Origin of the sequence: Halomonas sp. N3-2A (assembly GCF_002216165.1) — a bacterium.
Classification (GTDB): Bacteria; Pseudomonadota; Gammaproteobacteria; order Pseudomonadales; family Halomonadaceae; genus Vreelandella.
In genome coordinates this window covers 942,010-968,879 of sequence record NZ_CP022286.1, presented here as the reverse complement: position 1 = coordinate 968,879, position 26,870 = coordinate 942,010, and the positions used below count along the sequence as shown (strand labels likewise).

23 protein-coding genes and 2 riboswitches are annotated in these 26,870 nt (G+C 56.4%); of the genes, 5 read left to right on the top strand and 18 right to left on the bottom strand.

Annotated elements, in window-relative coordinates; all coding sequences use genetic code 11:
* Window positions 1-318: 318 nt before the first annotated feature.
* Genes CEK60_RS04400 through CEK60_RS04375 form a run of 6 tightly spaced genes read right to left on the bottom strand, consistent with a single transcriptional unit; the run spans window position 319 to window position 10,127 of the window.
* Window positions 319-1,485, bottom strand: coding sequence for a cobalamin biosynthesis protein CobG (locus CEK60_RS04400; RefSeq protein ID WP_089037995.1), 1,167 nt, complete (start codon window positions 1,483-1,485; stop codon window positions 319-321).
* Window positions 1,463-5,302: a cobaltochelatase subunit CobN gene (cobN, locus tag CEK60_RS04395; RefSeq protein WP_089037994.1), complete on the bottom strand. Its 3,840-nt coding sequence runs from the start codon at window positions 5,300-5,302 to the stop codon at window positions 1,463-1,465. Before cobN ends, CEK60_RS04400 begins: the two co-directional genes overlap by 23 nt.
* On the bottom strand, window positions 5,302-6,408 hold the full coding sequence (cobW, locus tag CEK60_RS04390; protein WP_089037993.1) for a cobalamin biosynthesis protein CobW: 1,107 nt from the start codon (window positions 6,406-6,408) through the stop codon (window positions 5,302-5,304). Before cobW ends, cobN begins: the two co-directional genes overlap by 1 nt.
* A complete protein-coding gene (locus CEK60_RS04385; RefSeq protein ID WP_089037992.1) occupies window positions 6,395-7,765 on the bottom strand; it encodes a cobyrinate a,c-diamide synthase in 1,371 nt (456 codons plus the stop codon). The genes cobW and CEK60_RS04385 overlap by 14 nt, the downstream gene beginning before the upstream one ends.
* Entirely contained in the window at window positions 7,765-8,358 is a 594-nt protein-coding gene (gene cobO, locus CEK60_RS04380; protein ID WP_089037991.1) for a cob(I)yrinic acid a,c-diamide adenosyltransferase, read from the bottom strand. Before cobO ends, CEK60_RS04385 begins: the two co-directional genes overlap by 1 nt.
* Complete coding sequence (locus CEK60_RS04375) at window positions 8,355-10,127, bottom strand: AAA family ATPase (RefSeq protein WP_089037990.1); 1,773 nt, start codon at window positions 10,125-10,127, stop codon at window positions 8,355-8,357. Before CEK60_RS04375 ends, cobO begins: the two co-directional genes overlap by 4 nt.
* Before the next feature lie 341 nt (window positions 10,128-10,468).
* A riboswitch (cobalamin riboswitch) is annotated at window positions 10,469-10,660 on the top strand.
* A 68-nt stretch (window positions 10,661-10,728) separates the two neighbouring features.
* Between CEK60_RS04375 and CEK60_RS04370 the strand changes: the two genes are divergently transcribed.
* The 5 genes from CEK60_RS04370 (at window position 10,729) to CEK60_RS04350 (ending at window position 15,524) form a co-directional block, all read left to right on the top strand.
* Window positions 10,729-11,742 (top strand): ABC transporter substrate-binding protein, encoded by a 1,014-nt coding sequence (locus CEK60_RS04370; RefSeq protein WP_089037989.1) that lies wholly within the window; start codon window positions 10,729-10,731, stop codon window positions 11,740-11,742.
* 15 nt (window positions 11,743-11,757) lie between these two features.
* Window positions 11,758-12,822: a FecCD family ABC transporter permease gene (locus CEK60_RS04365; protein WP_089037988.1), complete on the top strand. Its 1,065-nt coding sequence runs from the start codon at window positions 11,758-11,760 to the stop codon at window positions 12,820-12,822.
* Complete coding sequence (locus CEK60_RS04360; RefSeq protein WP_089037987.1) at window positions 12,822-13,586, top strand: ABC transporter ATP-binding protein; 765 nt, start codon at window positions 12,822-12,824, stop codon at window positions 13,584-13,586. Before CEK60_RS04365 ends, CEK60_RS04360 begins: the two co-directional genes overlap by 1 nt.
* A 118-nt stretch (window positions 13,587-13,704) precedes the next feature.
* The gene (locus CEK60_RS04355) at window positions 13,705-14,529 is read left to right on the top strand and encodes an AraC family transcriptional regulator (protein WP_089037986.1); all 825 of its coding nucleotides are present in this window, start codon (window positions 13,705-13,707) and stop codon (window positions 14,527-14,529) included.
* Between the two features lie 56 nt (window positions 14,530-14,585).
* A complete protein-coding gene (locus CEK60_RS04350) occupies window positions 14,586-15,524 on the top strand; it encodes a DMT family transporter (RefSeq protein WP_089037985.1) in 939 nt (312 codons plus the stop codon).
* A gap of 42 nt (window positions 15,525-15,566) precedes the next feature.
* On the opposite strand, the gene CEK60_RS04345 is transcribed toward CEK60_RS04350, so the two are convergent.
* From CEK60_RS04345 to cobT, 12 genes are all read right to left on the bottom strand, one after another.
* Window positions 15,567-16,337 carry an ABC transporter ATP-binding protein gene (locus tag CEK60_RS04345; RefSeq protein WP_089037984.1) on the bottom strand — a complete coding sequence of 257 codons (771 nt, stop codon included), beginning with the start codon at window positions 16,335-16,337 and terminating at the stop codon, window positions 15,567-15,569.
* On the bottom strand, window positions 16,337-17,332 hold the full coding sequence (locus tag CEK60_RS04340; RefSeq protein WP_089037983.1) for a FecCD family ABC transporter permease: 996 nt from the start codon (window positions 17,330-17,332) through the stop codon (window positions 16,337-16,339). The genes CEK60_RS04345 and CEK60_RS04340 overlap by 1 nt, the downstream gene beginning before the upstream one ends.
* Window positions 17,333-18,298: a cobalamin-binding protein gene (locus CEK60_RS04335; RefSeq protein ID WP_089037982.1), complete on the bottom strand. Its 966-nt coding sequence runs from the start codon at window positions 18,296-18,298 to the stop codon at window positions 17,333-17,335.
* A complete protein-coding gene (locus CEK60_RS04330; protein WP_089037981.1) occupies window positions 18,288-20,090 on the bottom strand; it encodes a TonB-dependent receptor domain-containing protein in 1,803 nt (600 codons plus the stop codon). Before CEK60_RS04330 ends, CEK60_RS04335 begins: the two co-directional genes overlap by 11 nt.
* A 139-nt stretch (window positions 20,091-20,229) precedes the next feature.
* Window positions 20,230-20,458, bottom strand: a riboswitch (cobalamin riboswitch).
* Between the two features lie 33 nt (window positions 20,459-20,491).
* A complete protein-coding gene (locus CEK60_RS04325) occupies window positions 20,492-20,923 on the bottom strand; it encodes a bifunctional adenosylcobinamide kinase/adenosylcobinamide-phosphate guanylyltransferase (protein ID WP_089037980.1) in 432 nt (143 codons plus the stop codon).
* Window positions 20,875-21,528, bottom strand: a complete 654-nt coding sequence (locus CEK60_RS04320) for a histidine phosphatase family protein (RefSeq protein WP_089037979.1) — start codon at window positions 21,526-21,528, stop codon at window positions 20,875-20,877. The genes CEK60_RS04325 and CEK60_RS04320 overlap by 49 nt, the downstream gene beginning before the upstream one ends.
* Window positions 21,465-22,241 (bottom strand): adenosylcobinamide-GDP ribazoletransferase, encoded by a 777-nt coding sequence (gene cobS, locus CEK60_RS04315; RefSeq protein WP_089037978.1) that lies wholly within the window; start codon window positions 22,239-22,241, stop codon window positions 21,465-21,467. The genes CEK60_RS04320 and cobS overlap by 64 nt, the downstream gene beginning before the upstream one ends.
* A complete protein-coding gene (locus tag CEK60_RS04310) occupies window positions 22,238-22,771 on the bottom strand; it encodes a bifunctional adenosylcobinamide kinase/adenosylcobinamide-phosphate guanylyltransferase (protein ID WP_089037977.1) in 534 nt (177 codons plus the stop codon). Before CEK60_RS04310 ends, cobS begins: the two co-directional genes overlap by 4 nt.
* Window positions 22,755-23,870 (bottom strand): threonine-phosphate decarboxylase CobD, encoded by a 1,116-nt coding sequence (cobD, locus tag CEK60_RS04305; protein ID WP_089037976.1) that lies wholly within the window; start codon window positions 23,868-23,870, stop codon window positions 22,755-22,757. Before cobD ends, CEK60_RS04310 begins: the two co-directional genes overlap by 17 nt.
* On the bottom strand, window positions 23,867-24,856 hold the full coding sequence (gene cbiB, locus CEK60_RS04300; protein WP_089037975.1) for an adenosylcobinamide-phosphate synthase CbiB: 990 nt from the start codon (window positions 24,854-24,856) through the stop codon (window positions 23,867-23,869). Before cbiB ends, cobD begins: the two co-directional genes overlap by 4 nt.
* A complete protein-coding gene (locus CEK60_RS04295; RefSeq protein ID WP_089037974.1) occupies window positions 24,850-25,563 on the bottom strand; it encodes an adenosylcobinamide amidohydrolase in 714 nt (237 codons plus the stop codon). The genes cbiB and CEK60_RS04295 overlap by 7 nt, the downstream gene beginning before the upstream one ends.
* On the bottom strand, window positions 25,560-26,609 hold the full coding sequence (gene cobT, locus CEK60_RS04290) for a nicotinate-nucleotide--dimethylbenzimidazole phosphoribosyltransferase (RefSeq protein ID WP_089037973.1): 1,050 nt from the start codon (window positions 26,607-26,609) through the stop codon (window positions 25,560-25,562). Before cobT ends, CEK60_RS04295 begins: the two co-directional genes overlap by 4 nt.
* Window positions 26,610-26,870 lie beyond the last annotated feature (261 nt).

Genomic DNA, 26,870 nt, shown 5'->3' with positions numbered 1-26,870 from the left:
ATTCGCAGTTACTGGTCTGCAAGGCATCCGTGCTAGGGCAGGTTTCCGCGAGGGCGCTGTGAACCCATCCATGGGCGCTACTTTCGACATCCATGTCGAAAGACCCTCGCTACAACCTGCCCTGGCACTCAGCTATCCAGCATATAAGCTACTATTTTTTTAATCTCGATAAACCTAAGCAACCTCTGATTAACTATTACGCTTGGCCATACTGCGTTAAAAATCGCCTCAAAATGCTCATTTACAACTCGTAAACTCCGCTTTTTCGTTAATTTTTGCCTTGTCTGGCCTGCGCTCATCACATTAATCAGAGGCTCCCTAACGGCTTTCGCTGAGCTTTTTAATAACATCCAACGCCTCACTCTCAGTAAGGCCTGACTTAACCGGTGCGCTATCGGCGCGACCGTTAACAATCACGTCAAAGCGCCCTTCGCGGCCGGCTAGGCACAGCGCTGCTGACCGTTGGCGGGCGCAGCCTTTGGCGCACCCGGATATATGTACGCTTGCTGCCACCCAGCCACTTAGCCGTTCGGCAAGCGGCTGGGTGGCAACACTCGCCTGTTCGCAATAAGGTGCGCCGGGGCAGGCGTCCATCGCTAACCGCGGGTCGCTATTATGACGGATTAAGCCATCAACCGCGGGTAGTGTATCGCAATCTTTCAACAATAAGCGCCGCCAGGGCGTGACCTGCACAGCGCTGATCTTTACTAAAGAGCCACTTGTCTGGGAGACAGTCTCACGCAGCGTATTAGCCGCTACCCGGCCAAAAGGCAGCCCCACCACCATACCGTTGCTATGTTCGCCCAGCGCCAGCTTCTCGCCAGGGGATGCGGGGGCAGTATCAGCGGTCGCCCAGTCAGGCAGCGGTGCTGTGTGCCGCCGCATGCGCCCAGAGTCCCAGCCACCGCTGTCCACAAACCAGTGGGTCAGGCGTATTAGCTGCTCAACGGCGGCTTCGGGCTCGTTCACCGCCGTGCCACACTCATAGCCATCGGCACGTACTATCAAACCGCCTTCTGTCGAGCGCTCAATACGAAAATCAGCAGCGCTATCGCACAGCACCGGGGCTTTTCCCGTATCAATCGCAATGCCGATCTTGCCGGGCATGGGCGCTAATTCGCTGCCCCGCGTTTGCAACAGGCGGGCAATGGTATGAGTGTCGTCGCCCTCTTGCCAAGCAGGTGCCAGCATCAGTTGCGGCTGGCGTTCTGCTTGCGGGTCGTCGTTCACCAACTGATGCTCAACCAGAAAGGCCATCAGCGGAGGCCAGCTGGCCTCGGTCACTCCCCGTAGTTGAATATTGGCCCGGCTGGTTAGCTCGATTAAACCACTACCAAAGGTCTCGGCGGCTTCGCACAGTGCCACTACCTGCTGCCGTGAAAGCTGGCCCAGCGGTGGGCGTACACGCACCAACAGGCCATCGCCAGTAGCCATGGGCCGCCACGCGCCGGGGCACCAACCTTTAATGCGCGGGCTGGTGGTCATAGTGCCCCGTCTCTTTGGCTTCATCCATTTCCAGCAGCAGATCTTGTAGCGCCTGGCCATGTTCGCCGGGGGCTTGCCACATGCCTCGCTGGGCGGCTTCGAGTAAGCGCTCGGCCATCTCTTCTAAGGCTGCGGGGTTGTGCTCACGCAGGAACTGCTGATTAGCAGCGTCGAGCACTAGGGCGTCACTCACCTGGGCGTACTGGTAGTCGGCGACTAGATCAGTGGTGGCATCGTAAGCAAACAGGTAGTCCACCGTGGCCGCCATTTCAAACGCGCCTTTATAGCCGTGCTCGCGCATGGCATTGATCCACTTGGGATTCAAAACGCGCGAGCGAATCACCCTCGCCAGCTCCTCTTTCAAGGTGCGAATCTTGGGCACCGCGGGATTGGCGTGGTCGGCGTGATAAATGGTCGGTGCTTTTCCGCTTAGCGAGCGCGTGGCGTTGGCCATGCCGCCCTGAAAAGCGTAATAGCTATTGGAATCAAGAATATCGTGCTCACGGTTATCCTGGTTTTGCATCACCGCATCCAGCCCTTGGAGTTGCTGCTCGAACGCCGCCCGCGCAGCAGTGCCGGAAGCCTTGAACTGGCCGTAGGCGTAGGCACCTGTATCCATGTAGGCCTCGGCTAAATCGTCGGCGCTGTCCCAAGAACGATTTTCAATTAGCCGGTTCAAGCCCGCGCCATACTCACCGGGCTTGCTGCCGAAGATACGGTAGCTTGCCTCTTGGGCGGCCATCTCTGGGCTTAGCCCTTGGTCTTCCAGTGCTTGCTGGCGAGCAAGCACCGCCTCGCGGATGGTGTTGCTGTTACCCGGCTCTTCATAACTGGCCACCGCTTGCACGGCGGCGTCAAACAGACGGATCACATTGGGGAAAGCGTCGCGGAAGAACCCAGACACCCGCAGCGTGACATCAACCCTTGGCCGATTGAGCAGCATCGAGGGGATCACTTCGAAATCACTCACCCGCTGGGAGCCCAGCGACCATTTAGGGCGCACGCCCATCAGCGCGAAGGCCTGGGCGATGTCATCGCCGCCGGTACGCATGGTGGCGGTTCCCCAAATCGAAAGCCCCAAACGGCGCGGATAGTCGCCGTTATCCTGCAGGTAGCGCTCAACAAACGCCTGGGCGGACTTTTCCCCTAGCGTCCAGGCGGCAGGCGATGGAATTGAACGGTTATCGACGCTGAAAAAGTTACGCCCGGTGGGCAGCGTATCTAGCCGCCCTCGGCTGGGCGCACCGCTAGGCCCAGCGGGAACGAAGATACCTTCTAGGCCGTCGAGCAGCGACTGAATCTCCATCTTGACGCCGCGCTGCATAGCGACCCATAGCTGGTCGCGGGCATAGCGCAGTTGCTCCGCCGTGTTGGGGTAATCTTGGGCCAGTTCCTCCAGGCAACCAGGGGCTAATACATAGTCGGCCACCCAGCGCTCGGCCAGCAGTTCAAGGCGCTCGCGGGTATCCGCGCCGGTGCGCCAAGGGGTATCGAGCAGCTCACTTAGAACAACGGGTTTAGGCTCCTGCCAAGGTTCGTTGCCAGCGGCTAACGGATCAAAGTCTAAACCCAGGTCGCTAGCCAGGTTGTGCAGCAGTCCGCGGCTGGCCACCGCTTCACCACGGGGTAGCCGTAGCAGCGCCACCAAGGTGCCCGCCCGCTTCTCTTCAGGCGGCAGCGTGCCGAGTATGTGCAAGCCATGGCGAATCTGCGACTCTTTGATATCGCACAGAAAGGTATCCAGCTCGTTGAGAATGTCGGCATCATCAGTACTGTTTTCACAACCGTCGACGGCGTGCGCCAGTTCCTGATCGATACCGGTATCACGCAGGTGAGCGAGAATCTGGCTGCGTATCAACGCTTCCCGGCGCGGGTCCATATCCAGCGCTTGATAATACTCATCACATAGCGCTTCAAGCTCGGCCACAGCACCGTAGAGTTCGGCTCGTGCTAGCGGCGGCATCAGGTGGTCGATAATGACCGTCTGACTGCGGCGCTTGGCCTGGGCACCCTCGCCGGGGTCATTAACAATAAACGGATAAAAGTGCGGCAGCGGCCCCAGGGCAATATCCGGCCAGCAGTCCGCGCTCAAGGCGATGCTTTTACCCGGCAGCCACTCTAAGTTGCCATGCTTGCCCACGTGGATAACCGCGTCGACTTGATAGTGCTCGCGCAGCCAGTAGTAAAACGCCAGATAGCTGTGGGGCGGCACCAGCTCCATATCGTGATAGGACTGGGTGAGATCGTCGATAAAATCGCGTTCCGGCTGGATCCCCACAAAGGTTTCGCCTAAGCGAATACCGGCGATCATCAAACGCCCCTGGCGGCATTTGGGGTCTTCGTGAGGCGTCCCCCAGCGCGTACATACGGTTTCTTGCAGCTCGCTGGGCAAGGTTTTAAACCAGGCTAGGTAATCATCAACGCTGATACTCTGCCAGCAGGCGCGCTGGTCGAGGCTGCCGTGATCGTTGGTCACCGCGCCCTGAAGTTGGCGGATCAACGCATCGCCATTTTCCGGTAGCTCGCTTAACGGATAACCCGTCTCTTTCAGGGCGCCTAGAATCTGCAGCGTCGACGCGGGCGTATCCAGCCCGACCCCGTTACCGATCCGGCCATCGCGATTGGGGTAGTTAGCCATAATCAGCGCGATACGCTTCTGCCCATTGGGGGTTAGCCGTAGCGAACAGATGCGCCGCGCCAGCTCAGCGACAAAGGCGGCCCGTTCTGGATGAATCACGTGGTGGGTCACCGCCAGCTGGCAGCGCTGGTTGTAGTGGGCTTCGGCTTTAAACCCCACCGCCCGGGTGATAATGCGACCATCCATCTCGGGGAGCACCACCTGCATCGCCACATCGCGGCTATGCAGTCCGGCGGCTATGTCCTGCCAGTCTTCCGAGGTATTGCTGGCAAGAATCGCCTGAAGTACCACGGGTCGCCCAACAAACAGGCTGTCGGGTAGCTTTTCACCCAGAGCATCCAGCCCGTCGGCGTTGCGATTGACCGCAAAGCTGGTGGTATTAATCACCAGCATGGCGCCGGTCTGCTCAATCAGGTGGTTGATAAAATCAATGCATGGCCCCTCTTTCAGGGACGCCACGGCTACCGCTAGCGGCTCTAGGCCTTTTTCTCTCAGCGCGGCCAACAATCCGTCTGGGACAGCGGTATTCGCCCCCTGCAAGTGGCTGCGATAAAACAGCAGCAGGCACACCGGCCGCCCTTGTATCTGACGATCGCGCCACTCGCTAAGGCTTAGCGCCTGCTGGTCTTGCGACGCATAAATCACCGCGGCCGGAATAACTTTCGGCTCCTGCCAAGCTAGAGAAAGCGAAAAACATTCGCTGGCGATAAAGCGCAGCAGTTGCTCGGCGTTATCCACACCGCCTTCTCTTAAATAGCGCCACACCCGGTAAGCGCCATCAAAGGCGATGGTGGAGTCTTCTAACAGGGCATCATCAGGTGCGTCGCAACCCGGCACCAAAATCAGCTGGCGTTCGGGTTTGGCTGCCGCCCAGGCCAGCAGGCGCTCATGGCCGTACTGCCAGTAGGCTTTACCGCCCAGCAGTGAAACGACGACCAGTTGGGCGTTCTCCAGCACCCGATCTTCATAGAGATCGTAGGCCGCCGGTTTTACTAGATTCATCCAGTTGGCTAGCCGTACCGAGGGGTACGCTTCACCCAGGCGGTCAACCGCCTGAGCCAGTGCCGATAGATTGCTATCAGCGGCGGACATTATCACGACCTCGGCGGGACTCTGTTGCAGGTCGATAATGCCTTCATCATCGACAAAGCCTCCGGGCTTGGCGGCAAATAAGTGCATTAGTTGGCCGTTTGAACCTCTGCCTCAGTTAGCGCGTCACGCAGCGCGGCGCTATCCAGCGATTTGCCAATAATGACTAGCTGGGTCTGGCGCGTCTCGTCCTGGCTCCAAAGCCGATCGAAGTAACCTTCCAAACGCTCGCCAACCGCCTGAATAACCCGGCGCATGGGTTTGCCCGGAATTGCCGCAAAGCCTTTGGCGCGGTAAATTTCGTGGCTTTTCAGCAGTTGCTGCAGCTTGCTGGCCAGGGCGTCGCCATCCACTTCACCCAGGGTAATCACGCAGGAATCAAAGTTATCGTGGGCGTGGTCGTGGTGCGCGCCTTCAGCGTGGTGCTTATCGTGGTGATTGGTGATGCTGTCGATATGCTCTTCGCTGGCCGCACCAATGCCCATCAGTGCTTCCAACTGGGCGGTGTCGGTGGTCTGGGTCTGATCGATAAACAGCGTTTTTACCGATTCGCTCACCCGTGACTGAATTACCGCTTCAACCTGCGTGCGCTCTTCCGGGCTAAGCAGGTCCGCCTTGCTGACCAGCACCAGATCTGCCGCGCTTAGCTGGTCATCAAGCAGCTCGCGCAGGCTGGGGTCGTGATCCAAGCTTTCATCAGCGCGGCGTTGGGCTTCGACCTTATCCACATCACTAGCATAACGGCCAGCGGCTACCGCGGGGCCATCAATCACGGTAATAATCGCATCGACGGTGCAGTGCTGGCGCACGTCGGGCCAGTTAAACGCCTGCACCAGCGGCTTGGGCAGTGCCAAGCCGCTGGTTTCGATCAGAATGTGGTCGATATCATTGCGGCGGGCAACCAGCTTTTTCATCACCGGCAGGAACTCTTCTTCTACGGTGCAGCAGATACAGCCATTGGCCAGCTCATAGATGCTGCCGTCTTCCCCGTCTAGCTGCCCGCCTTCATTACCCTCTTCACACCCCAGTGCACAGCTGCGCAAAAGGCTAGAGTCGATATCCTGCTCGCCGAACTCATTGACGATCACGGCGATCCGCTTGCCGGTGACTTGGCGCAGAATATTGGCCAACAGCGTGGTTTTGCCGCTGCCGAGAAAACCGGTGACGACCGTGGCGGGAATCTTATTCAATTGCATGGGTAAATGCCTCGCTGTGCTGCAGTTCGCAGTGCGCCGGGCTGGCGGAAAAAAGCCTCGCCACAGCGTCAGGATTGTTGGGGAAAAACAGATGTAAATAGGTCGCCGTTAAGCGCTTTTGGCGGTAAATTGCTTCCCCCGGTGCGGGGTGGCGCTGGCGACGGCCATGAGCAATCGGCTCGGGAGTGCCTTCTGCCATAGAGCGGTGGTGCGCATGGCCGCGAACCGGGCCTTCCGGCAATTCGGCAGTTTGCATCCCCTGACAGCCGCGCCGACCGCGCATCGCCCCCTGCCCAGGCAGCAAGCCGAGCATGGGATGGATGATATCGTCGTAGTCAGTCAGGGTTTCCAGGCAGTACAGCAGGCCGCCACACTCAGCCAGAATGGGCTTGCCGGCGCGATAGAAAGCCTCAATGGCCGAACGCATGGCGCTGTTACCTGCCAGTTGCTGGGCGTGAAGCTCCGGGTAGCCTCCCGGCAGCCACAGCGCATCGCATTGCGGCAGGCGGCTATCCGTCAGCGGCGAGAAGAAGCGCAGCGTGGCGCCCATCTGCTCTAGCAGGTCGAGATTGGCCTGATAGATAAAGCTAAAGGCGGCGTCACGAGCTACGCCAATGGTGCGGCCTTTAAGTACAGGCTTAACGGCCGCAAGCTGCTCTTGCGGAGCGGCAAAAGTCACCGGTGGCAGTGCTGCAAGCGCTTCCAGCAGCCCCGCCGCTTCCAGCGCTCGGGCACCCGCTTCAAAGCGTGCCTCTAAATCCTCGCGAATCTCCGCAGCTTGCACCAGCCCAAGATGGCGTTCGGGGAGCGCTAAATCAGGGTCTCGTGGCACAGCTGCCAGCAAAGGAATCGTCGCTGGCAGCGCTGATTCGATCAGCTCGCGATGGCGCTGCGAGCCGCAGGCATTGGCGATAAGCCCGGCGATATGGATGTCGTCGCGAAAGCTGGCAAGCCCAGAGACCAGCGCGGCAGCGGTCTGTGCCATACCTTTTACATCCATGACAATTGCCATGGGAATAGCAAACAAGGCCGCCAGATCAGCGCTAGAAGGCTCGCCATCAAACAGCCCCATGGCACCTTCCACTAAAATCAAATCCGCTTCACAGGCGGCATCATAAAAACGCTGGCGGCAGTAGGCTTCGCCTGCCATCCATAAATCTAACTGATCTACCGGTTGACCTGACGCCTGAGCCAATATCTGCGGGTCCAGATAATCAGGCCCGGTTTTAAACACCCGCACCACCTTGCCCTGATTACGCAGCAGCCGCGCCAAGCCCGCCGTGACGGTAGTTTTACCCTGGCCAGAAGCCGGGGCAGCGATAAACAGCGCGGGGCAGCGAGCGGTTGGCGTGCTCATTAGTATTCGATCCCCGCCTGGGCTTTGACACCGCCGCGAAACGCGTGGCGCTCATCCTGAACAACGCTGATGGTATCGGCGATCTCTTGGAGCGGCGTGGCCATGGTGCGCCCGGTAATGATCACGTTCTGGTGCGCCGGGCGGCATTTAAGCGCTTCTACCACCGGCTCGGGGTCGAGATAGCCGTACTTGAACATGTAGCTCATCTCATCCAGCACGATCATATGATAAGCAGGGTTCTCCAGCAGCCCTTTGGCGACGGCCCAGGCGGCTTGAGCGGCTGCGATATCCCGCTCACGGTTCTGGGTTTCCCAGGTAAAGCCATGGCCCATGATGTGCCAATCAAGCTTGGGATGATCGCGAAAGAACAGGTATTCGCCGGTTTCGCGGCGGCCTTTAATAAACTGAATGACCGCGCACTGCTGACCGTGCCCTAATGAACGCGCCATGGTGCCAAAGGCCGAGCTGCTTTTGCCCTTGCCGTTGCCTTTAAGCAGTATCAGCACGCCGCGCTCTTCGGTGGCGCGGCTAATGCGCTCATCGACCACGTCTTTTTTGCGCTGCATGCGGTTTAGATGGCTAGCGTCACTCATGGGCTTTCCCCAGGTTGATGTGCAAAAACAGAATGTGCGAAAACAGGATGTGCCAAAGAGGGTTTACCAAACGAGGCTGGCCAATAACGGGCGCCTAATTGCTGGGCGATGCGTACGCCCTGCCCGCGTTTAACTCTCGACTGCTCGGTATCGATCAGCAGGCAATCACCTAGCGGGGCGAGGTCGTCAACAGATTCCCGTGTGCGGCCATCGGTAATCAAATAAGTACGTACCTGTAAGCCAGGCTCGCGGCGCTGCCACTGTTGAATTAGCCGTTTGGCTTCAACAATCGCTTCCCGCAGCGGCGTGCCACCGCCGCCCTTGGCATGATCAAGCGTGCCCCGCGCGTTTTTGGGAGCACGACGACGTGACAGTAGCGACACCACGCCACCATTACCAAACCCCAGCACCGCGACCTGCTCCCGCGCAGCATAAGCTTGGGTGACCAGTGACTCAACCAGCCCTTTGGCTTGGCCTAACAAGCGCTGCCCCAAGGTGGAACCAGAGGTATCCAGTAGCACCAGATGGGCTATCGCCTGCCCTGCGCGAGATTTGCGCATTTTTAACTGCCACCAAGGCCACTGGCCACGATTGGCGATCAGCGTCGCAAATCCGTCTAGCCGCGAGGTTTCCGCCTGAGAGCGCCCTCGACCGGAAACACTTCCTTTGCCTGTGCTAGCTGCCGTATCGGCGCGTTGCGCACGCGGGGAAAAGCTATCGCTCTCGGGCAGGTTAACCGCTGACTGGTTAATGGACTCCTGTGCTACAGGCGGCATAGCGCCCCACTGGCCCTGCTCACCATTTTGGTGGGATGATCCGCCGGTGGGCGCTTTATTAGCTGACGACGATCCGCCCTCCCCATTTGAAGGCGTTTGATTAGGCGGGGAGGACGGCGGATGTTGCTCTGGCGGCTGGGTTCGACGATGTGCCAGCACCCAGGGCGCCACCGTATCGATATCTACTTGGCTGACGCTTTCCGCCCCCCGCCAGGCTGCATGAGCCTGAGCGGCTCGATGCCAGGTAACGTCTGCCCGTAGCCCTTCAACACCTGCGGCTTCGCAGCGTGCAGCAATGGTCTCGTACACCCAGTCTTGGCTAGTCACTGACGCTAGTGCCTGTTGGGCATGGTGAAGCTGCTGAGTCAGCGCTGCCTGCTCTACCGCAAACTGTTGTATGTAAGCCTCAGGGTCGCGGTCAAAGGCTTCGCGCTGCTGAACAATCGCAATGCGCTGTTTAACGCTGACACGGTCAGCCTGTTCAATACAGAGGCCAAAACGGTCGAGCAGTTGCGGCCGCAGCTCGCCCTCATCAGGGTTCATGGTGCCAATCAAACTAAAACGCGCCGAGTGTGAGTGGCTGATGCCATCACGCTCAACGATATTGACCCCACTAGCGGCCACGTCTAGCAGCAGGTCAACCAGCATATCCGGCAGCAGATTAACTTCATCGACATACATCACCCCGCCGTGGGCTTTGGCGAGGAGTCCTTCATGAAAAGTGGCTTGCTGCTCGGCTAGCACCTTTTGCAAATCAAGACTTCCCACTAGCCGGTCTTCGCTGGCACCGAGGGGTAAGGTGACAAAGGGTGGCTTTTTGCCATTGGTGTCGTTAGGCAAAACCGCCGCCAGTGCCCGCGCCAGGGTGGATTTCGCACTGCCCCGAGGGCCGCTGATCAGCACACCGCCAATGCGCGGATTAATCGCATTCAGCAGCAAGGCGGTTTTCAGCGCTTCTTGGCCGACAACACCTACAAAGGGAAAGTCACTCAACCGAACCTCCCATGCAGAGCATGCCCGAAGCTTGAACTTTATTCATGATGATTTGGTAAGTAATGATAAAACCATTCATAAGGAAGCGATGAAATAAAACGTTGCAGTATAGAGGAAGGCGCGGCTTTGAAGCCAGCTTAGTGCCAAGCATACCCTAGAAGACAGTGCCTATTAGCACACGGTAAGACAGGCCTAATTTCGACACTAGGCCAAATTGATATGACATTTAAGAATACCAAGCCACAGAAGATTTGGTTTGTCTTATCGTAATGAAAAAAATGGCTTTAATGTCAAATTTAGCCGAAAGATCGGGCTTTTTGTTGTTCTACCCTTACCCGCCACCTAGAATAGCTGCCGTCGGTGTTCCTCACGGAACTTAATAGAGAATCCGCTGCGGCTTAGCCGCGAAACGGAACTGCCCCCGCAACTGTAGGCGGTTAGCGATGCTCAATGAGCCACTGGACGTATTGTCTGGGAAGGCGAGCTAGCCATGACCCGTCAGTCAGGAGACCTGCCGACCATGTTAATTAATCGAGCGAGACAGTTCGGCCAGATATTTTTTTCTGGCTGGACGCATCGCTCATCATGCACGGGAGTGTACATGATGTTGAGATTGACCACGGCGGTAGCTGCCAGTGTTGTAAGCCTTAGCCAAGCGGCTTACGCCGCTACCGATTACCCCCTCACACTCACCAACTGCGGCGTAGAGATAAGTGTGGCGTCGCCCCCCGAGCAAACGGTAACGGTGGGTCAATCGGCCACAGAGATCCTTTACTCACTAGGGCTCGCTGATAGCGTGGTTGGCACCTCAGTCTGGTTTAATCCGGTCTTGCCGCAATTTACTGACGTCAATGAACAGATCGAGCGAATCGCTAACGACGACCCCAGCTTCGAAGCCGTGGTCAATAAACGCCCAGACTTGGTTGCGGTGCAGTACGAGTGGCACGTGGGGCCTACCGGGAGCGTGGCCAGCCGAGATCAGTTTCATGAACTTGGTATCGCCACCTACATCATGCCCGCCGATTGCGACACCAAGGATAACTCTACCGGTGGCGATGGTACCCGCACCGCCGCTTTCTCGACGGAATCGATCTATAAAGGGATCACCGAGCTAGCCGAAATTTACGATGTTCAAGACGCTGGTGACTCCCTGGTGACAGACCTAAACGCCCGTGAAGAACACGCTATCAACCTGGCAAGCAGCCTTGATTTGCCAGAAGACCTGTCGGCAGTCTTTTGGTTTTCATCAACGGATCTGGGAGTTAGCCCTTTTGTTGCCGGTCAACTGGGCGCACCCGGCTATATGATGGACAAGCTGGGCATTCGCAATGTCATTGAGTCTGATGAAGAGTGGCCCACCGTTGGCTGGGAAAGCATCGCCCAGGCTGACCCCGATGTGATTGTTATCGCCGCCATGGATCGTCGCCGTTTTCCTGCTGACGACATCGAAGCAAAGCGTGAGTTTCTACACAACGACCCGGTTACCCGCGAAATGACGGCGGTTCGAAATAACCGCATCGTAGAGATGGACGCCCATGCCATGAGCGCCACTATGCGCAGTATTTACGGCCTTGAGTCACTCGCCGAAGCGCTGTCGACGATGTCTTTCAACTGAGATGGCTTTTAACACATGAGCATAGCGCTAACACGGCCGACTGCTAGACGCTTCGGGCTGCGCTGGCTTTGGGTAACGCCTCTTGTGCTGGTGGCCGCACTCATCGCGGGCACCGCCATCGGCGAGACATCAATTCCCATTGATACGATTCTCAAAGTACTTGCCAACCAGCTACTTGGCAGCGATTACCCGGTTGACCGAATCGACGAGGGTATTATCTGGAACTACCGCCTCAGTCGCGCCGTCGTTGCCGCTTGCTGCGGCACCAGCTTGGCATTGGCGGGAGTGGTATTGCAGGCCCTGCTGCGCAATCCCCTAGCCGACCCCTATTTAATGGGCATTTCTGCTGGAGCCTCTACGGGTGCCGTTGCGGTGGCAGTTGCTGGGTTAGGCGCTGGCATGCTGTCGTTATCGTTGGGTGCCTTCGCTGGCGCCCTTCTCGCCTTTGGCATCGTAGTGATGCTCGCCCATGCGGCCAACAGCGGTGTTGGTGGTGGGCGTGGCGTTCAGGCAGCAGGAGCAATTATTCTGGCGGGGATTGCAGGTTCGCAGCTGTTTAATGCACTGACGGCTTTTATCATTACCAAGTCAGCAAGTGCTGAACAGGCGCGGGGCATTATGTTTTGGCTGATGGGCAATCTCTCCGGGGTGCGCTGGGCTGATGCTACCCTAGCGGTGCCTGCCGCGCTGTTCGGGCTAGTGGTTTGCCTATGGCACCGCCGTTCCCTGGATGCGTTTACCTTCGGGGCCGATAGCGCCGCGTCTATGGGCATTGCTGTGCGCCCGGTGCGCGGTATGCTGATTATCGCGATGGCGCTGGTCACTGCGGTAATGGTTTCCATCGTAGGAGCGATTGGCTTTGTTGGCTTAGTGATTCCCCATGCGATGCGCTTTATTGTCGGCAGCCAACACACGCGTTTGATACCCGCCACCGCGCTTGCTGGCGCGGTATTTTTAATCGGTTCAGATATTCTTTCGCGCACTCTAGTGTCTGGTCAGGTGCTTCCCATCGGGGTGATTACATCACTAATCGGCGCACCCGCTTTTGCGCTTATTCTTGTCCGTGGCAAGAGGCATTAATGCAATTATCCGCAGAACAACTCACCTGGGCGGTACATGGCACGCCACTGGTCATTGACGTCACCCTGACTGTAGAGCCCAGTCAGACCTTTGGTCTGGTGGGGCCCAACGGCTCGGGAAAAACGTCCCTGCTGCGTCTGCTGGCCGGTTTGAACAAACCAAAGACAGGCCAGGTGCGGATTGATAACCAGCCTTTACACGCCCTCAAACAACGCACTATCGCTCAGTCTATTGCCTTGGTTGAGCAACAGGCTGACACCACCGATAGAATTACCGTGCGCCAAGTGGTCGCGCTGGGTCGCACGCCTTTTCTTTCCGCCTTACGCGCCTGGTCGATTGAAGATGATGCCATCGTGGCTAAAGCGCTGATAGATGTTGATATGGCGCATATGGCAGACCGGCTTTGGCATACACTTTCTGGCGGTGAGCGCCAGCGCGTGCATATTGCTCGGGCATTGGCCCAACAGCCTAAGATCCTGCTGCTGGATGAACCCACCAACCATCTGGATATTCGCCACCAGCTGTCGATTCTTGAACTGGTCAGGCAACTGCCGATTACGGTGATTATTTCCCTGCACGATCTTAACCAAGCCATGGAGTGCGACCGAATCGGCGTTATGGATAGCGGCCGCCTGATCGATAGTGGCCCACCCCACGACATACTCACCGCCAGTAGGCTACAACAGACCTTTGGTGTGCATGCCCACGTGATCGATGACCCTGTCGATGGCAAGCAGGTCATGCGTTTTCGCAATGCTGTTTAGAAACGTTAGCAAAGGGTCAATGACTTGGGGTAAATGACATAAGGTAAAAGCCAAGTAAAAGGTGGCGATACCTCAGGGTATAGTGAGGCGTTTTCTTGGTTAAGATATTGGGGCCCAAATGAGTACTGACCATCCACCAAATGCGCATCTTGCCAAATGGGAAAATGCTAAAAACCCTGTGGTGTCGATGTTTAAAGAGTACCCTGCGGGCCATCACATCCCTCCCCATCAACATCAGCGTGGACAGTTAATCTATGCCAGCACAGGTACGATGAGACTGTGTACCCGCGATGAATACTGGTTATTACCTCCGTTTCGTGGCGTATGGATGCCTCCTTACGTAGAACATGAAATGCGCGCCAGCACAGCGGTTTGTTTGCGGACGTTATATGTCAATGTCGAATCGTTCACCTTGAACTTGCCCAGTCATCCGGTAGGAATAGGCGTCACTGCGCTTTTACGCGAGCTGCTGATTAGGGCCTCCTCTTTTTCAATCACCTATCATCCAGACAGCTTCGAAGAGCGCTTGCTACGGCTAGCATTAGAAGAGATGAAGCAGGCCTTCGAGTGTGGATTAAAACTGCCCATGGGCAGAGATAAGCGTTTGAAAAAGATCTGCGATACGTTGCTGGAACATCCGGGGGATGTGCGCTCACTGGCAGATTGGGCGAATGAAGTGGGAGCAACGACGCGGACACTATCCCGACTATTTCGCACTGAGACAGGTATTTCTTTTATTCAATGGCGAGAGCAGGTACGCATTGTCAGTGCCATGTCGGGGTTAAGCACCGGGCAACGCGTTAGCCAAGTTGCAGAGCATCTAGGATATGCTTCACAAGGGGCGTTTACCGTGATGTTCAAACGTGTCACGGGTAAATCTCCCCGCGAGTATTTAAACGATCTGTCCTGTTCTCAAACAAAGTTGTCTCGCATGGAAGAATAGAATCCGAGTGAGATTGATATCGTTTCTCTACTTCTTGAAATAATCGGTAGAGGAATATGAAACGTTCACTAACGTCACTCACTGACCACTATTACGTTCTGATAATCGCATCTACATTCCTGCAAGGGTCTTCTTTTGTCAGCACTAAGCTCGTTATGGAGCAGATGTCGCCGTTATGGGCAGCGTCTGCTCGCTTCCTGGTCGCAGCAGTATCCTTGTCGCCTTTTGTTTTTATCCAAATGCACAGGCATAAACTATCTCTTAAAGAGCTTCCTTGGGTAAAACTGCTAATAATTGGTAGTTTTCAAACAGCCGGCGTCATGTCGCTACTTAACATCGGACTAACGGCGACTAGCTCTTCAATAGCGGCCATTCTAATGGCCAGTAATCCTCTACTGGTGGTTGTCTTGGCATGGTTTATTTTAGGCGAGCGCTCCTCGACGTTTGCCTTATTCGGCTTAGCCTCTGCATTTATTGGAGTAGTTATTTGTATTGGGATCGACGTTGACGGCTACCACGGAGTCGGGCGTGGAGAAGTATTGGTGATGCTGGCATCTACCTGCTGGGCCTGTTCTACCGTGTTAAGTAAGAAATTTGCCATGACGCTCTCACCCTGGATAGTCACTTTCTGGCAGATGTTGATTGGCTCCCTGCTGCTTATGGTGATAGCTGCCTGCAGCAAACAACCTTTTTCCCTGCCGACGGATGCTTACCACTGGGGAATGTTTGTGTGGCTGGCAATTCCCGCATCGACTGGGGCTATCGGGCTTTGGTTTGCAGCATTAAAGATTGGCGGCTCCGTACATACAAGCGGCTTCTTGTTTCTCTGCCCACTGTTTGCCGCCCTGGTTGCATTTATATTGATCGGACAACACCCGGCATGGCATGAAGTGATTGGCGGGGTTTTGGTGGGCTCAGGCCTGTTTCTGATGTCCCGCCAGCGTCAACCAAACCAGCGACAGCAAAAACCAGCCCCCTTATTAGATGCCCGCTAACGTAGCAGCGAGCGCTAACTGTTGAGCTAGCTAAGCTTGTCATCACTCCTTTATGGGCACGAATACCGGTGCCCCTTCAACCTCGGCCACCGCCAGCCGCTGCTGGTAAAGGCGTTCTAATGCACTGGGCACCAGCATGCTGTCTCGCGTGCCCCAATAGGCGTCGCCATTTGGGTAGAGTAGTAAAAGATGGTCACACCAGCGGGCGGCTAGATTTAAATCGTGCAGGCACATCATCACCGCACTGCCCTGGGCTGCCTGCTGGGCCATCAGCGCCATCACTGCGCTTTGGTGGTGTAGGTCGAGGTGGTTGGTGGGTTCGTCAGCCAGCCAGATATTGGGAGCCTGAGTCAGTACCGTGGCCATCGCCACACGCTGGCGCTCACCGCCAGAAAGCGTACTCACCAAACGGTCGCGCAGGTGCGCAACGTCTAACCGTTCAAGCGCTGCTTCGGCTTGGGCATAATCATCTGCTCCCTCCATTTGCCACAGCGATAGATAGGGGTGGCGACCAATCAGTGCGGTTTCCAGCACAGTCGCGGGAAAACCATCCAAGCGTTCCTGGAAGACAATTCCCAACATTTGCGCAACTTGCCGCCTGCTCAGCGTCTCAAGGGGCTGTTCCCCCAGCAGCACTTGCCCGGAGCGCGGCGCGTTTAGCCCTGCCAAAGTGTGCAGCAGCGTCGTTTTACCCGCTCCGTTGGGGCCGAGCACGCCCCAGACCTGCCCTGGTTCGATGGCAATATTCAGTGCCGTGCCATCGCCTCTTCCTGGCACGTTGATGATCAGGTCTTGGGTAACCAAACGGCTCATCAGCGGCTCCGATAAAGCAGAAAGAGGAACGTCGGCACACCTAATAGCGCGGTAATCACTCCTACCGGCAGCTGTTCCGGCGCGATCATTGTGCGCGCCAGTGTATCGGCCAGCACCAGTAAGGTGCCCCCAGCCAGAGCACAGGCCGGTAAGATTAACCGCTGATCATTACCTAGCAATAGGCGCAGCATATGTGGCACTACCAAGCCGACAAAGCCAATGCTGCCCGCCGTAGTAACAGCCGCGGCGGTTAACAAACTGGCGACAATATAGATGCACCACTCAAGTGGCCGGACGGCAACGCCCAGCGCAGCAGCCTGCTGCGGGCCACGGGCCAGCACATTTAAGCTGCGTCCAAGGGGCATCAGTACCACACAAGTAGCCAGTAACAGCAGCAGCGGCGACCAAGGTGCGCGCGCGTAGGAAAGATCGCCCATTAGCCAATACAGCATGCCCGGTAACCGCTCAGCAGGGCTCAGTGCCAACATCAAAGTGATCACCGCGCCCCAGCCTGCCGCAACCACTACCCCGGTTAGCAGTAACCGCGAAGGGGTCCAACTACCGCTGCCGTGGGCCAAGCCGAAGACTAATAACGTCGAAACTAGCGCACCGCCAAACGCCGAGCCTGAAATCGCCAATCCGCCCAGCCCCCCCAGCATGGCAGCAAGTGCACCAATCGAGGCACCACCGGAAAGCCCGAGCACATAAGGGTCTGCAAGAGGATTACGCAGCAGCACTTGCATCAGAGCACCCGCTACCGCTAACAATCCACCGACAGCAAAAGCCGAAAGTGCTCTTGGCAAGCGCAGCTCCAGCACCATAGTACGCGCCAGCGCATTGCCCTCGTCCTGGCCGATATAACCAAGATGACCGAGAAGCACTTGCCAAACTTGCCCAGGGGAAAGCTGCGCACTACCAATACCAAGGGCGATAATCAGAGAAGCCAGTGCCACCAGCAGCAACAGGCCAAGCGGGAAGCCCAGTCGTGCTAACATTTAATGGCGCTCGCGTTTTTGTCGGGCGATATCAAGCTTCTCGCAGAGAATTTGGCTGCCTTCCATCAAGCGTGGAGTAGGCCGCTGAATTAAAGAAGGCGGGACAAAAAAGAGATTATCATCGGCAACCGCCGTTACGTTTGAGTACTGCTCCCAGTGGGTCAACCAATGGCGATTCTCTTCCCCCATCCCTCCGGCAACAATCGCTTCAGGGTTTGCCGCCAGGACAGCCTCATCATCGATACGTGGCACTAGCCGCGCCTGCTCACCAAACACATTTACACCGCCACAGATCTCGATCACCTGGCCGATAAGATGTGCGTCATTGACACTCATTAACGGCTCGTCCCACACCTGATAGAAGGTGCGCACTGGCTCCCGATCACGATAACGAACTGCCAGCTCAGCCATCCTCGACCGGAAATTATCAGCGACTGACTGCCCGGCAGTTTCAGTGCCAGCCAGTCTCGCCAAACGCTCAATTGCGCTGGCCACTCCCTCAAAATTCCTAGGCTCAATATAGAACACCGGCATACCCAGCGCTTCAAGGGTTTCCAGCTGTTCAGCGGGGTTTCCGGTTACCCAGCCGATCACTAAATCAGGCGCCAGCCCTACCAGGGCTTCTAAATCAATGCGCGTATGGCTGCCAACAGACGCAACCTCTTTGGCCTCCGGTGGATAATCACTGTAGCTAACCACAGCCACCACCTGATCCCCGGCGCCCGCAGCGTAGGTCAGCTCTGTCGCCCCTGGCGAGAGCGTGGCAATACGTTGAGCTGGCGTGTATAGACACACTTCACGCTCACGATCATCCACCGCGCAGCGGCTGTGGTCATCTGCCAATACGACGTTTGCAACCACACCACTGAGCATCGATAAGCTTAGTATCAATCGACTTAACAACAGTGCGGGGCCAGTGGCCCCGCGATGTTTAAACAATGTCTGATTCGCTGTTTTATTGGCCATAGTGAACGCTTAAGAATCCTGCACGGCCTGCGTTAAGATAGTCGGCACCATCAAACGAGCGCGTTGTAATGTAATCTTGATCCAACACGTTTTCCAACGTTACACGCGCACTCCATAACGGGGCAAACTGCCAACCTGCGCGCAGGTTAACCTGCCCGTAACCGCTGAGGCGATCTTGGTTCTGCGTATCGCGGTAACGGTGGTTTTGAGCAATCCAGGAGCCACCCACCGACCAGTCGCCCAGTTCACGGTCTACGTCTAAGCGAAGACTTTGTGAGGCACGGTTTTGCAGGCGCTTACCGGTTAGGCGGTTTTCAGGATCGGTGTAGGTCAGCGCAGCGGCTAGCGTCCAATCGTCCAGCTCGACGCCTGCAGCCAGCTCAGCTCCACGAATACGGGTTTCGGGTACGTTAAACAGCAACCCCTGACCAGCAATCAAGTTGTCGATATCGGTTTGATAGAGTGCCGCATCCCAGAACCAGTGGGCATACTGACCGCGCACGCCTACCTCAATGCTTTGCGACGTTTCAGACTCTAAGTCGCGATTACCAAAGCCTGGGTAGTAGAGCTGGTTGTAAGTGGGTGCGTTAAAGGCTGTACCGTAGTTGGCACGCAAGGTGTGGTGGCCGTCTACGTCATAGCCCACGCCTACGCTGCCGGTGACTTCTTCGCCGTAAGCCTCATTGTCATCAAAGCGCAAGCTGGCTTGCACAGTAAAGGGTGCAAAATCGAGCAAGGCTTGGGTAAATACCGCCACGTTGCTACGGCTAGTTTCATCGTAGGCCGTGGTGCTCTTAACACGGTCTTCGCTGTATTCAGCGCCTGCAATCAGCTCATGGGCACCGGCTGTTAAGGTATTTTCCCAGCGCGCGGTACTCACCTTGGTGTTAAACACTGAGTCACCAAAGCTATTGATGTTATCGCTTTCATCACGAGATTCGCTAAGCGTTAAGCGGCTGCGCCAGTTATCGGTTATCGGCAGCTCGCCATAGATACCCGCCACCTGCTGAACGAAGTCGTTTTCACCGCCATCGTATTCGTTATGACCACGGGCACGGAGCGCCAACACACCCGCTTCTGCACCACTTGCAAAAGTGTGAGAAACCCGCGCTAACGCCGTGGTGTTGTCATAGCCCTTATCGTCGCCATCGCGCCGAATCGGTTGACCATCTGTGGTGAAATGGCTAGCGGCAAAGCTATAGCGGGTGCCGCCCTCTTTGCCGCTAATACCGGCACTCAGGCGCTGGGTATTAAACGAACCACCACCGACAGAAATACGCGGCTGCGGACCCTCCTCTTCGCCTTGGGGGGTAAACAGCTGAATAACGCCGCCAATCGCGTCGGCACCATAAAGGCTGCCACGCGGACCACGCACAATTTCGGCGCGATCAAACATACGCGGCTCCAGATACTGCCAAGCAGAACCACCACTAGTGGCGGAGCGAAGACGAATACCGTCGATCAACAGGACATTTTGGCCGCTACCGCTGCCGCGAATAAACACGCTGCTGTTTTTGCCAAAGCTGCCGTTGGTGGAAACATCCACCCCGGGCTGGCCGCGGAACAGGTCGGTAATACTTACCGGATCTTGACGGCGTAACGTTGCCTCATCCAGTACGGTAACCGAGGACAGGCTTTCATTAGCAGTACGCGGGGCTAGTGCGGCGGTAACAACAACGGGGTTTAATGCATTCGCAGCAGACTGCGCGTTAGATTGGGCTTGAACGGCCATGGGCAATGCGGCCATCGCAAATGCCGCCAGCGTGGCAGTAGAATGAAAACGGTAAGACATGAGGAGATCCCTTGCTCACTGTGCTCACCCGCACAGCGTATTTTTTTGACCGGGCAGAGGGATGATGGGGAGATCGGCAGCCTAAGCTAGCGATATCACCCTGAGCACGCCCTCCGCGTCTCGGCATGTTGTGGTTCTTTAGAACCATGCCTCTTAGGCCGGTCTCCGGGCTGACGAGCGAAAAGCAGATAACAACATCCTGCCTTTCCGAACGACCACCTTCCCATGCATTAGCACAGTGGCATCTTTAGCCGTTCTTATCTCGATCACCGTTGCGGGGGCAGCGCTGGATTCACGTTAGTGTTCACCAACTTCCCGTTTAACTGATGGCGGTAATCGCCACCAGCACCTGAGAGTGCGCGTAAACTAGCAACTTGTTAGGGGCTGGTCAATTTAACCGACTAGGCTTTAAGCGCCTGCACGAGCCCATGTCGTACATGCCAGACCTGCTCGGATTGGGCGGCAACGTCTTGGCTAAACCAGCCGCTTAAATCGCGCAGGCGACGCTGGTCTCGGGCCATGGGGACGATTCCCCGCCCTAACTCATTCATAATGACCACCAGCGTCACGCCATGGGTTTGTGCGGCAGTGGCCAAGCTTTCCAGATCTCCCCGCCACTGCGCGCGCGACGCATCGCTGCTCATGTCCGAGTGCAGCACGGCCGCTAACCACTCAAACACACCGTGCAGAACGAGCGGCACATTAGGCTGCATGATGTGGGTCGCTTCGTGTAAACGCTGCCCTGGAGAAAGCCGCCACCAAACAGCGCTGGGAAAGCGTGCTTTTACAACATCGCGCTTACCTGCGCAGGCACCGCCGATGAACAGCTGCATTGCCACTCTCCTTTGCCATCTTCACGTTTTAGATACGTCAGTTGCCAACGCCGTCCTTGTGCTTGATGAACGATGCCTTCCCAAAAGCCAATGGTTTCGAAACGACGCCGCAACTCGCGTATTACCCCGCCGTGGGTAACAACCAGCACTTTTTGATAATGATGTTCGCGGGCGTGCACAGCCACCTCTTCAAGCCAAGCATTTAAACGGTCACGTAGCTGGCCAGAAGATTCGCCGCCGGGAATTTGCAGCTCACCCACGCTGTCAATCCAGGCGCGATAATGGGGTAAGTCTTTTAGTTCATCGTAAACTTTGCCTTCATAGTCACCAAAATCCAGCTCACGTAATCGTGGTTCTAGATACAGCGGCACACCCGGCTTTGCCGCCTGTGACCACTCAAGAGTTTGCTGACAGCGGTTTAAATCACTGGAATAAACAGCGTCAAAGCACTCTTCTGCCAATGCGTCACGCAGTGCCAGCAGCCCCACTTCTGCATCAGGAAATAGCAGCGGAATATCGCGCTGTCCTTGGTAGCGGCGCTCTAAATTCCAGGCGGTGATACCGTGGCGAACTGCCACCAACTCCACATTAAGACCAGTAGCCAAAGCTCTCCTCCTTCAATGGTGGCACCTACCATATCGCCATTGATGCCGTTAAATAGCCGCAGCAGTGCCTTTCTGGCGATTGCTACCCACACGACGATGACTACCCCCCAGGCAAGCAATGTCGGTGAAACCGCAACAACCAGCACCAACGGTAGCAAGGCATAACCAACATCACGGGCACTTAGCGACTGCTGCCAGCTCCATGCGAGCCCCTTCGAGTGAGCACAGGGGGTAAAAATCAGCAGTGCGACCCCAGCAAATCGACCTAATGCAGGCACTGCCACCAGCCACCACAGCGGCGCCTGATAAGCCACCAGTGCCCAAAGCAATACGCCCTTCCAGGCCAGCAAAAACAGCAATGCCAGGATGCCGAAACTGCCTATCTGAGCGTCCTTCATGATTTCCCAACGCCGCTCAAGGGGCTGGTTACTGCCTAACGCATCGGCAAGGTCCATTACGCCATCAAGATGCAAACCACCCGAAAGCGCTACCCATAGGCTTAGCAGTAGCAACGCAGTTATTGGCGCTGGTGACGCTATGAAACTTAATAGCAGCGCGCTTAACGCCAGCACGCTGCCAATTAATAACCCTACCAACGGATAAGCGCGAATTGCCCAGCGACGGGTGGCAGGTGTCCATGGGCAGGCAACAGGAAGCGGAATTCGGGTTAGAAACTGCAGCGCGAGTATTAGGCCGAACAGCGCATTTTTCATCGTTTCCACTCCTTGGCACAGCCCGCGATGACTTCAAGCACTGAGTCAGCTTCCAGCGCTAACCAACGGTGTAAGCACTGGATAAACTCAACGTAGTGCCAGGTAGCGGAGTGATCAGGAATCAGCTCTTCGTTGAGATCGTTCGACACAATTACTAATGTCAGCCCCCGAGCTTGTGCATCACCCAGGCAGCGAGCCAGCGGCGCTAGGCCTTGCTCATCACTGAATTCTTCATTTGGCCCAGCGCCAAACAGCACTTGTCCTGCCCAGAGAGTTAAACAATCGAGTAGCACCGCGTGGTGATCGGGTACTTGTGCAATCGCTTGGTCAATTGCCAGGGGCGCCTCTAGCGTCACCCATTGGCCTGCCCGGCGTGCCTGGTGGCGCGATACCCGGTCGGCCATTTCGGCGTCGTAAACATTGGCGGTGGCAATGTAGTAGCAGCTGGCGCCACCCGCCGCGCTGAGCACACGCTGCTCCGCTACTTGGCTTTTTCCTGAGCGAGCGCCCCCACTAACAAAGACAATCATGCAGCACCTTTAGCAAGCGGTTATTTGCCGACTCATCACGCAGTGCCAAACGTAACCAACTGCCCTCAAGCCCTTTAAAGCTGTGGGTATGCCTCGCCAGTAGTCCTTTATAAAGCATACGTTCAAACAGGTCTGCGCTGGTCACGCCGCGTTCACGCTGTAAAACACCTGGCCGCACAAGGAAAAAGCAGCTGTGACTGGGCACCACCTCAAGCCCTAGCGCCTGCAACGCCTTGCCCAGGCGTGGCTGCTCACTGGCCAGCCACTGCTGGGTGAGCCGTGCAAACTCGCTATCCGCTAACAGCGGTGCCACCAGTTCAGCAGCAAGATGGTTCACACTCCAAGGCGGTTGGTGGTGACTCATGGTGTCTACTATGTTTTTCGAAGCCAGCACGTAGCCTAGGCGTAACCCAGGCAAGGTATAAAACTTGGTCATTGAGCGTAGCAGTACTAAATGACAGTAACGCTTAAGCAGCAGCGTCAGCGCCTCGACGCCTATTGATAGATCGATAAAGGCTTCGTCGACCACCACTTGGGTTCCGGTAGCCTGCGTATGTGCTAGCAGTGCCTCTACTGCATCGATGGCTATCAGCGTACCAGTCGGGTTATTCGGACGACACAGAAACACCACGTCGGCGTTTGCTGCGTTCTCTAGCAGGTCGTCCATCTGACAAGCGAAATGCGGCTCGCGCAATACATGCTCGGTCATTTCAATCCGGTGGGCAGAACAGGCTCTGGCATATTCACCAAAGCTGGGAGCCAATAATAAGGCTCGGCCACCGGCATGCAGCGCAGCGGCAAGAAAAATGGCCTCTGCCCCACCATTGGTCAGCAGTACTTGTGCTGGCTGAACACCGTTGTGCGCCGCAATGGCCTGCCGGGCTGAGGCGTAATCCGGCGAGGGATAGCGGCTAAGCCCACCAAGTCGTGTTACCAACCAGCCTGCCAGCCATTCGGGCGGCCCAAGCGGGTTAAGGTTAGCGCTTACATCGTCAATCACATGATCGGCAGCTAATCCAAAACGCTTCAGCAGCGCTGCGGCCTGGCCACCATGGCTTGGCCAATCAGTCGCCTCGTGAACAGTGGTTTGACGACTCATAGCCATGAAATCCCCGCGCTTGTTAAGCCCGTTAATACGCCCATTAACAAGAAAAACAGCAGCCAAGCGCCGTGCATTAATTTAATAGTGGCGTTGATATGCGAATACCTCAGCGTTTCCAGTGGCGAGCCAAGGGTTGCTCGATGGGAAACCACCCCCTGATAAACATTAGTGCCGCCCAACTGCACACCTAACAAGTTCGCGACCATGGCTTCTGGCCACCCCGCATTAGGGCTTGGGTGACGGGGCGCTTCGCGGCAGGTGGCCAATATGGCCCGGCGCCAATAGAGCGTCGATGATTGCCAGCTGATTAGCAGCCCAGCAGCCCACAAACAGAGCGCGGTCAGCCTGGCGGGCAGCCAGTTAGCCATATCATCGAGCTTCGCCGAGGCATAGCCGAAGTCGCTATAGCGTTCGTTTTGATACCCCACCATGGAATCCAGCGTGTTAATCGCTTTATAAGCCAGCGCCAGCGGCGCACCGCCGATAAACGCGAAGAATAGCGGCGAGGTGATGCCATCCACGGTATTTTCTGCAATGGTTTCCACCGCTCCTCGGGTAATTTCCGCTTCATCCAGTTGCTCGGTATCACGCCCCACCACCATGGAAAGTGCCTTTCGCGCCGATACTAAATCACCGCTAGCCAGCGGCACGGCAATGGCGCGCCCCGCTTCCGCCAAGCCTTTTATAGCCAGCGTTGTCGCCAGCAACCAAAGCTCGGCAGCTAGCCCAAGCCAAGGGTGCACCCAAGTCAGTAGCTCCAAACTCAGCCAAGCGAAACTAAACGTGCCCAGCACAATGGTGGCGGTGAGTAAAAAGCCTAAGAGCCGACGGCGCTTGTCACTGCCCTGGTTCCAGCGCTGCTCAAGTACGCTGATGGCACGCCCAATGATGACGACTGGATGCGGCAATGGGCGCGGGTCACCCACGATCAAATCAATGACAATCGCCATCGCGACTAACCCAACAGTATCTACCCCTAGCATGGTGAAACCTGCTGCGATTTGCTCAGCGAATCTAGCGTTGCTCGATACACTGCTTGTCCAATCGCCCGTCCAAGCGCCGTACCAGAGCCTGCATAAGAGGTCTGACAACCGCGTTGAGTAGCAGCAATAGACAGGCTATCAGTTGATGTTCCAGTTGCAGGCGTATCACTGAATGGATCATTAACGCCCACTTTTCTCAGCGCCTGAACTTTCGCCTCCGTTGCCGAGAGAGAAGCATTAACCAGCGCACCGTCGGTCAAATGGGCATCTAAAAAAAGGAACGTATTAATCGTGCCCACCTTGGATATGCTCCGCAGCACTAAACGGGGGTCTGAATCACTTGAAACGCTAATATCTACCGCATTGCCAACACCTGCTGTCACCAATGCCAGTACACCATTGGCTGTATTAACTAGCGGCACACTGGCGACACATGCGTTGCGCAGGCGCACTGCCGTCATCATCGCAACAGCACATAGCGGTAGCCGCTGATTGTCCAGCCAGCGAATCAGGTCATCTTTTGGGTGATGGCCATCGTAATCTTTATCGACGTGAAAATTTGCGAAGTGTTGGCGATGTCCAAACCCGCCCCCCACGAGTGCGCTACTCAGGGTATACAGTGGCTCAGCAGCAGACACCACCAAGCAGTGCTCGCTTTGCGACCACGTTAGCGGCTGGCTAAATGAAAGCGTTTCTTGCTCACTCATAGGGCACTATTATCGTGAATACCCGCATCGGCAAAGGTGGCCATTTCACTGAGCATCGCGGCGGCAGCCTGCAATAACGGAAACGCCAATGCCGCGCCACTGCCTTCTCCCAGGCGCATTCCCAAGGCTAACAGCGGCGAGGCATCAAGTGCCTCAAGGGCCGTGGCATGGCCGGGCTCTTCAGAGCGATGTCCAAAAATCAAATAACCGCGCACCGCCGGACATAAACGGCAGGCCGTCAGGGCGGCTACCGTAGCAATAAAGCCATCCACAATGGCAGGCAGTCGGTTTGCCGCCGTGGCCAAATAAGCCCCTGTTATGGCAGCAATCTCTAACCCGCCGAGCTTGGTTAGCACCTCCATGGGGTCTTCGGCATTGGCTTGGCGTGCCTTTAGCGCCCGCTCGATCACCGCTACTTTATGGGCCTGCTGGGCGCTGTTAATACCGGTGCCAGCGCCCACTAACTGGGCCACTGGCTTACCGGTTAGCGCCGCCAGCATGGCGCTGCTTGCCGTGGTATTAGCAATGCCCATTTCACCAACAATGATGCATTTCGCTCCCGCCTGAACGGCTCGCTCAACGGCTTCGCAGCCTACCTGTAACGCAGCCAGCGCTTCGTCACGGCTCATGGCATCTTCAAGCACCATATTGGCGGTGCCCGCGCGCACTTTGGCATCAATCACGCCAGGCATTGCCAGCGGTGACGCAACACCAACATCCACAACCTCAATCTGGGCACCAATTTGTCTGGCAAAGACATTGATCGCCGCCCCGCCATGGGCAAAGTTAGCCACCATTTGCGCCGTCACTTCTTGTGGAAATGCCGACACGCCCTCTTCAGCAACCCCGTGATCAGCAGCAAAGACAATGATCGCCGGTGGCGTGATGCTTGGCTGACATTCACCAGTGATCTCACTAAGCGTAACGGCCAATGCCTCTAACTGGCCGAGGCTGCCCGGCGGCTTAGTGAGCGTATCAATATAGCGAAGCGTTAATGCGCCAGTGTGGCTATCAAGTGGCGTGACTTGGTTAACGATGGGATGCATAGCAGCTCCAGGGCAGCAATCGAATTCATTTTGCGCCAGATGGTAGCAAAAGCGCGGCTGCTATACTTGCGCTTTAAGCTGCTTCAACACGCAACAACCCCATCCGGGGACGGATTGCCCTGTTAGCGGTAATGTTCATAAAAGCATCATCATTTACGACGATAGTTGCTATTAACCAGGGGTAATAAAACTACAAATATGGTTTTTATTGCCGTAAAGTCTCTTATATCGACACAAAAAGATGTAAAATAACTACAAACT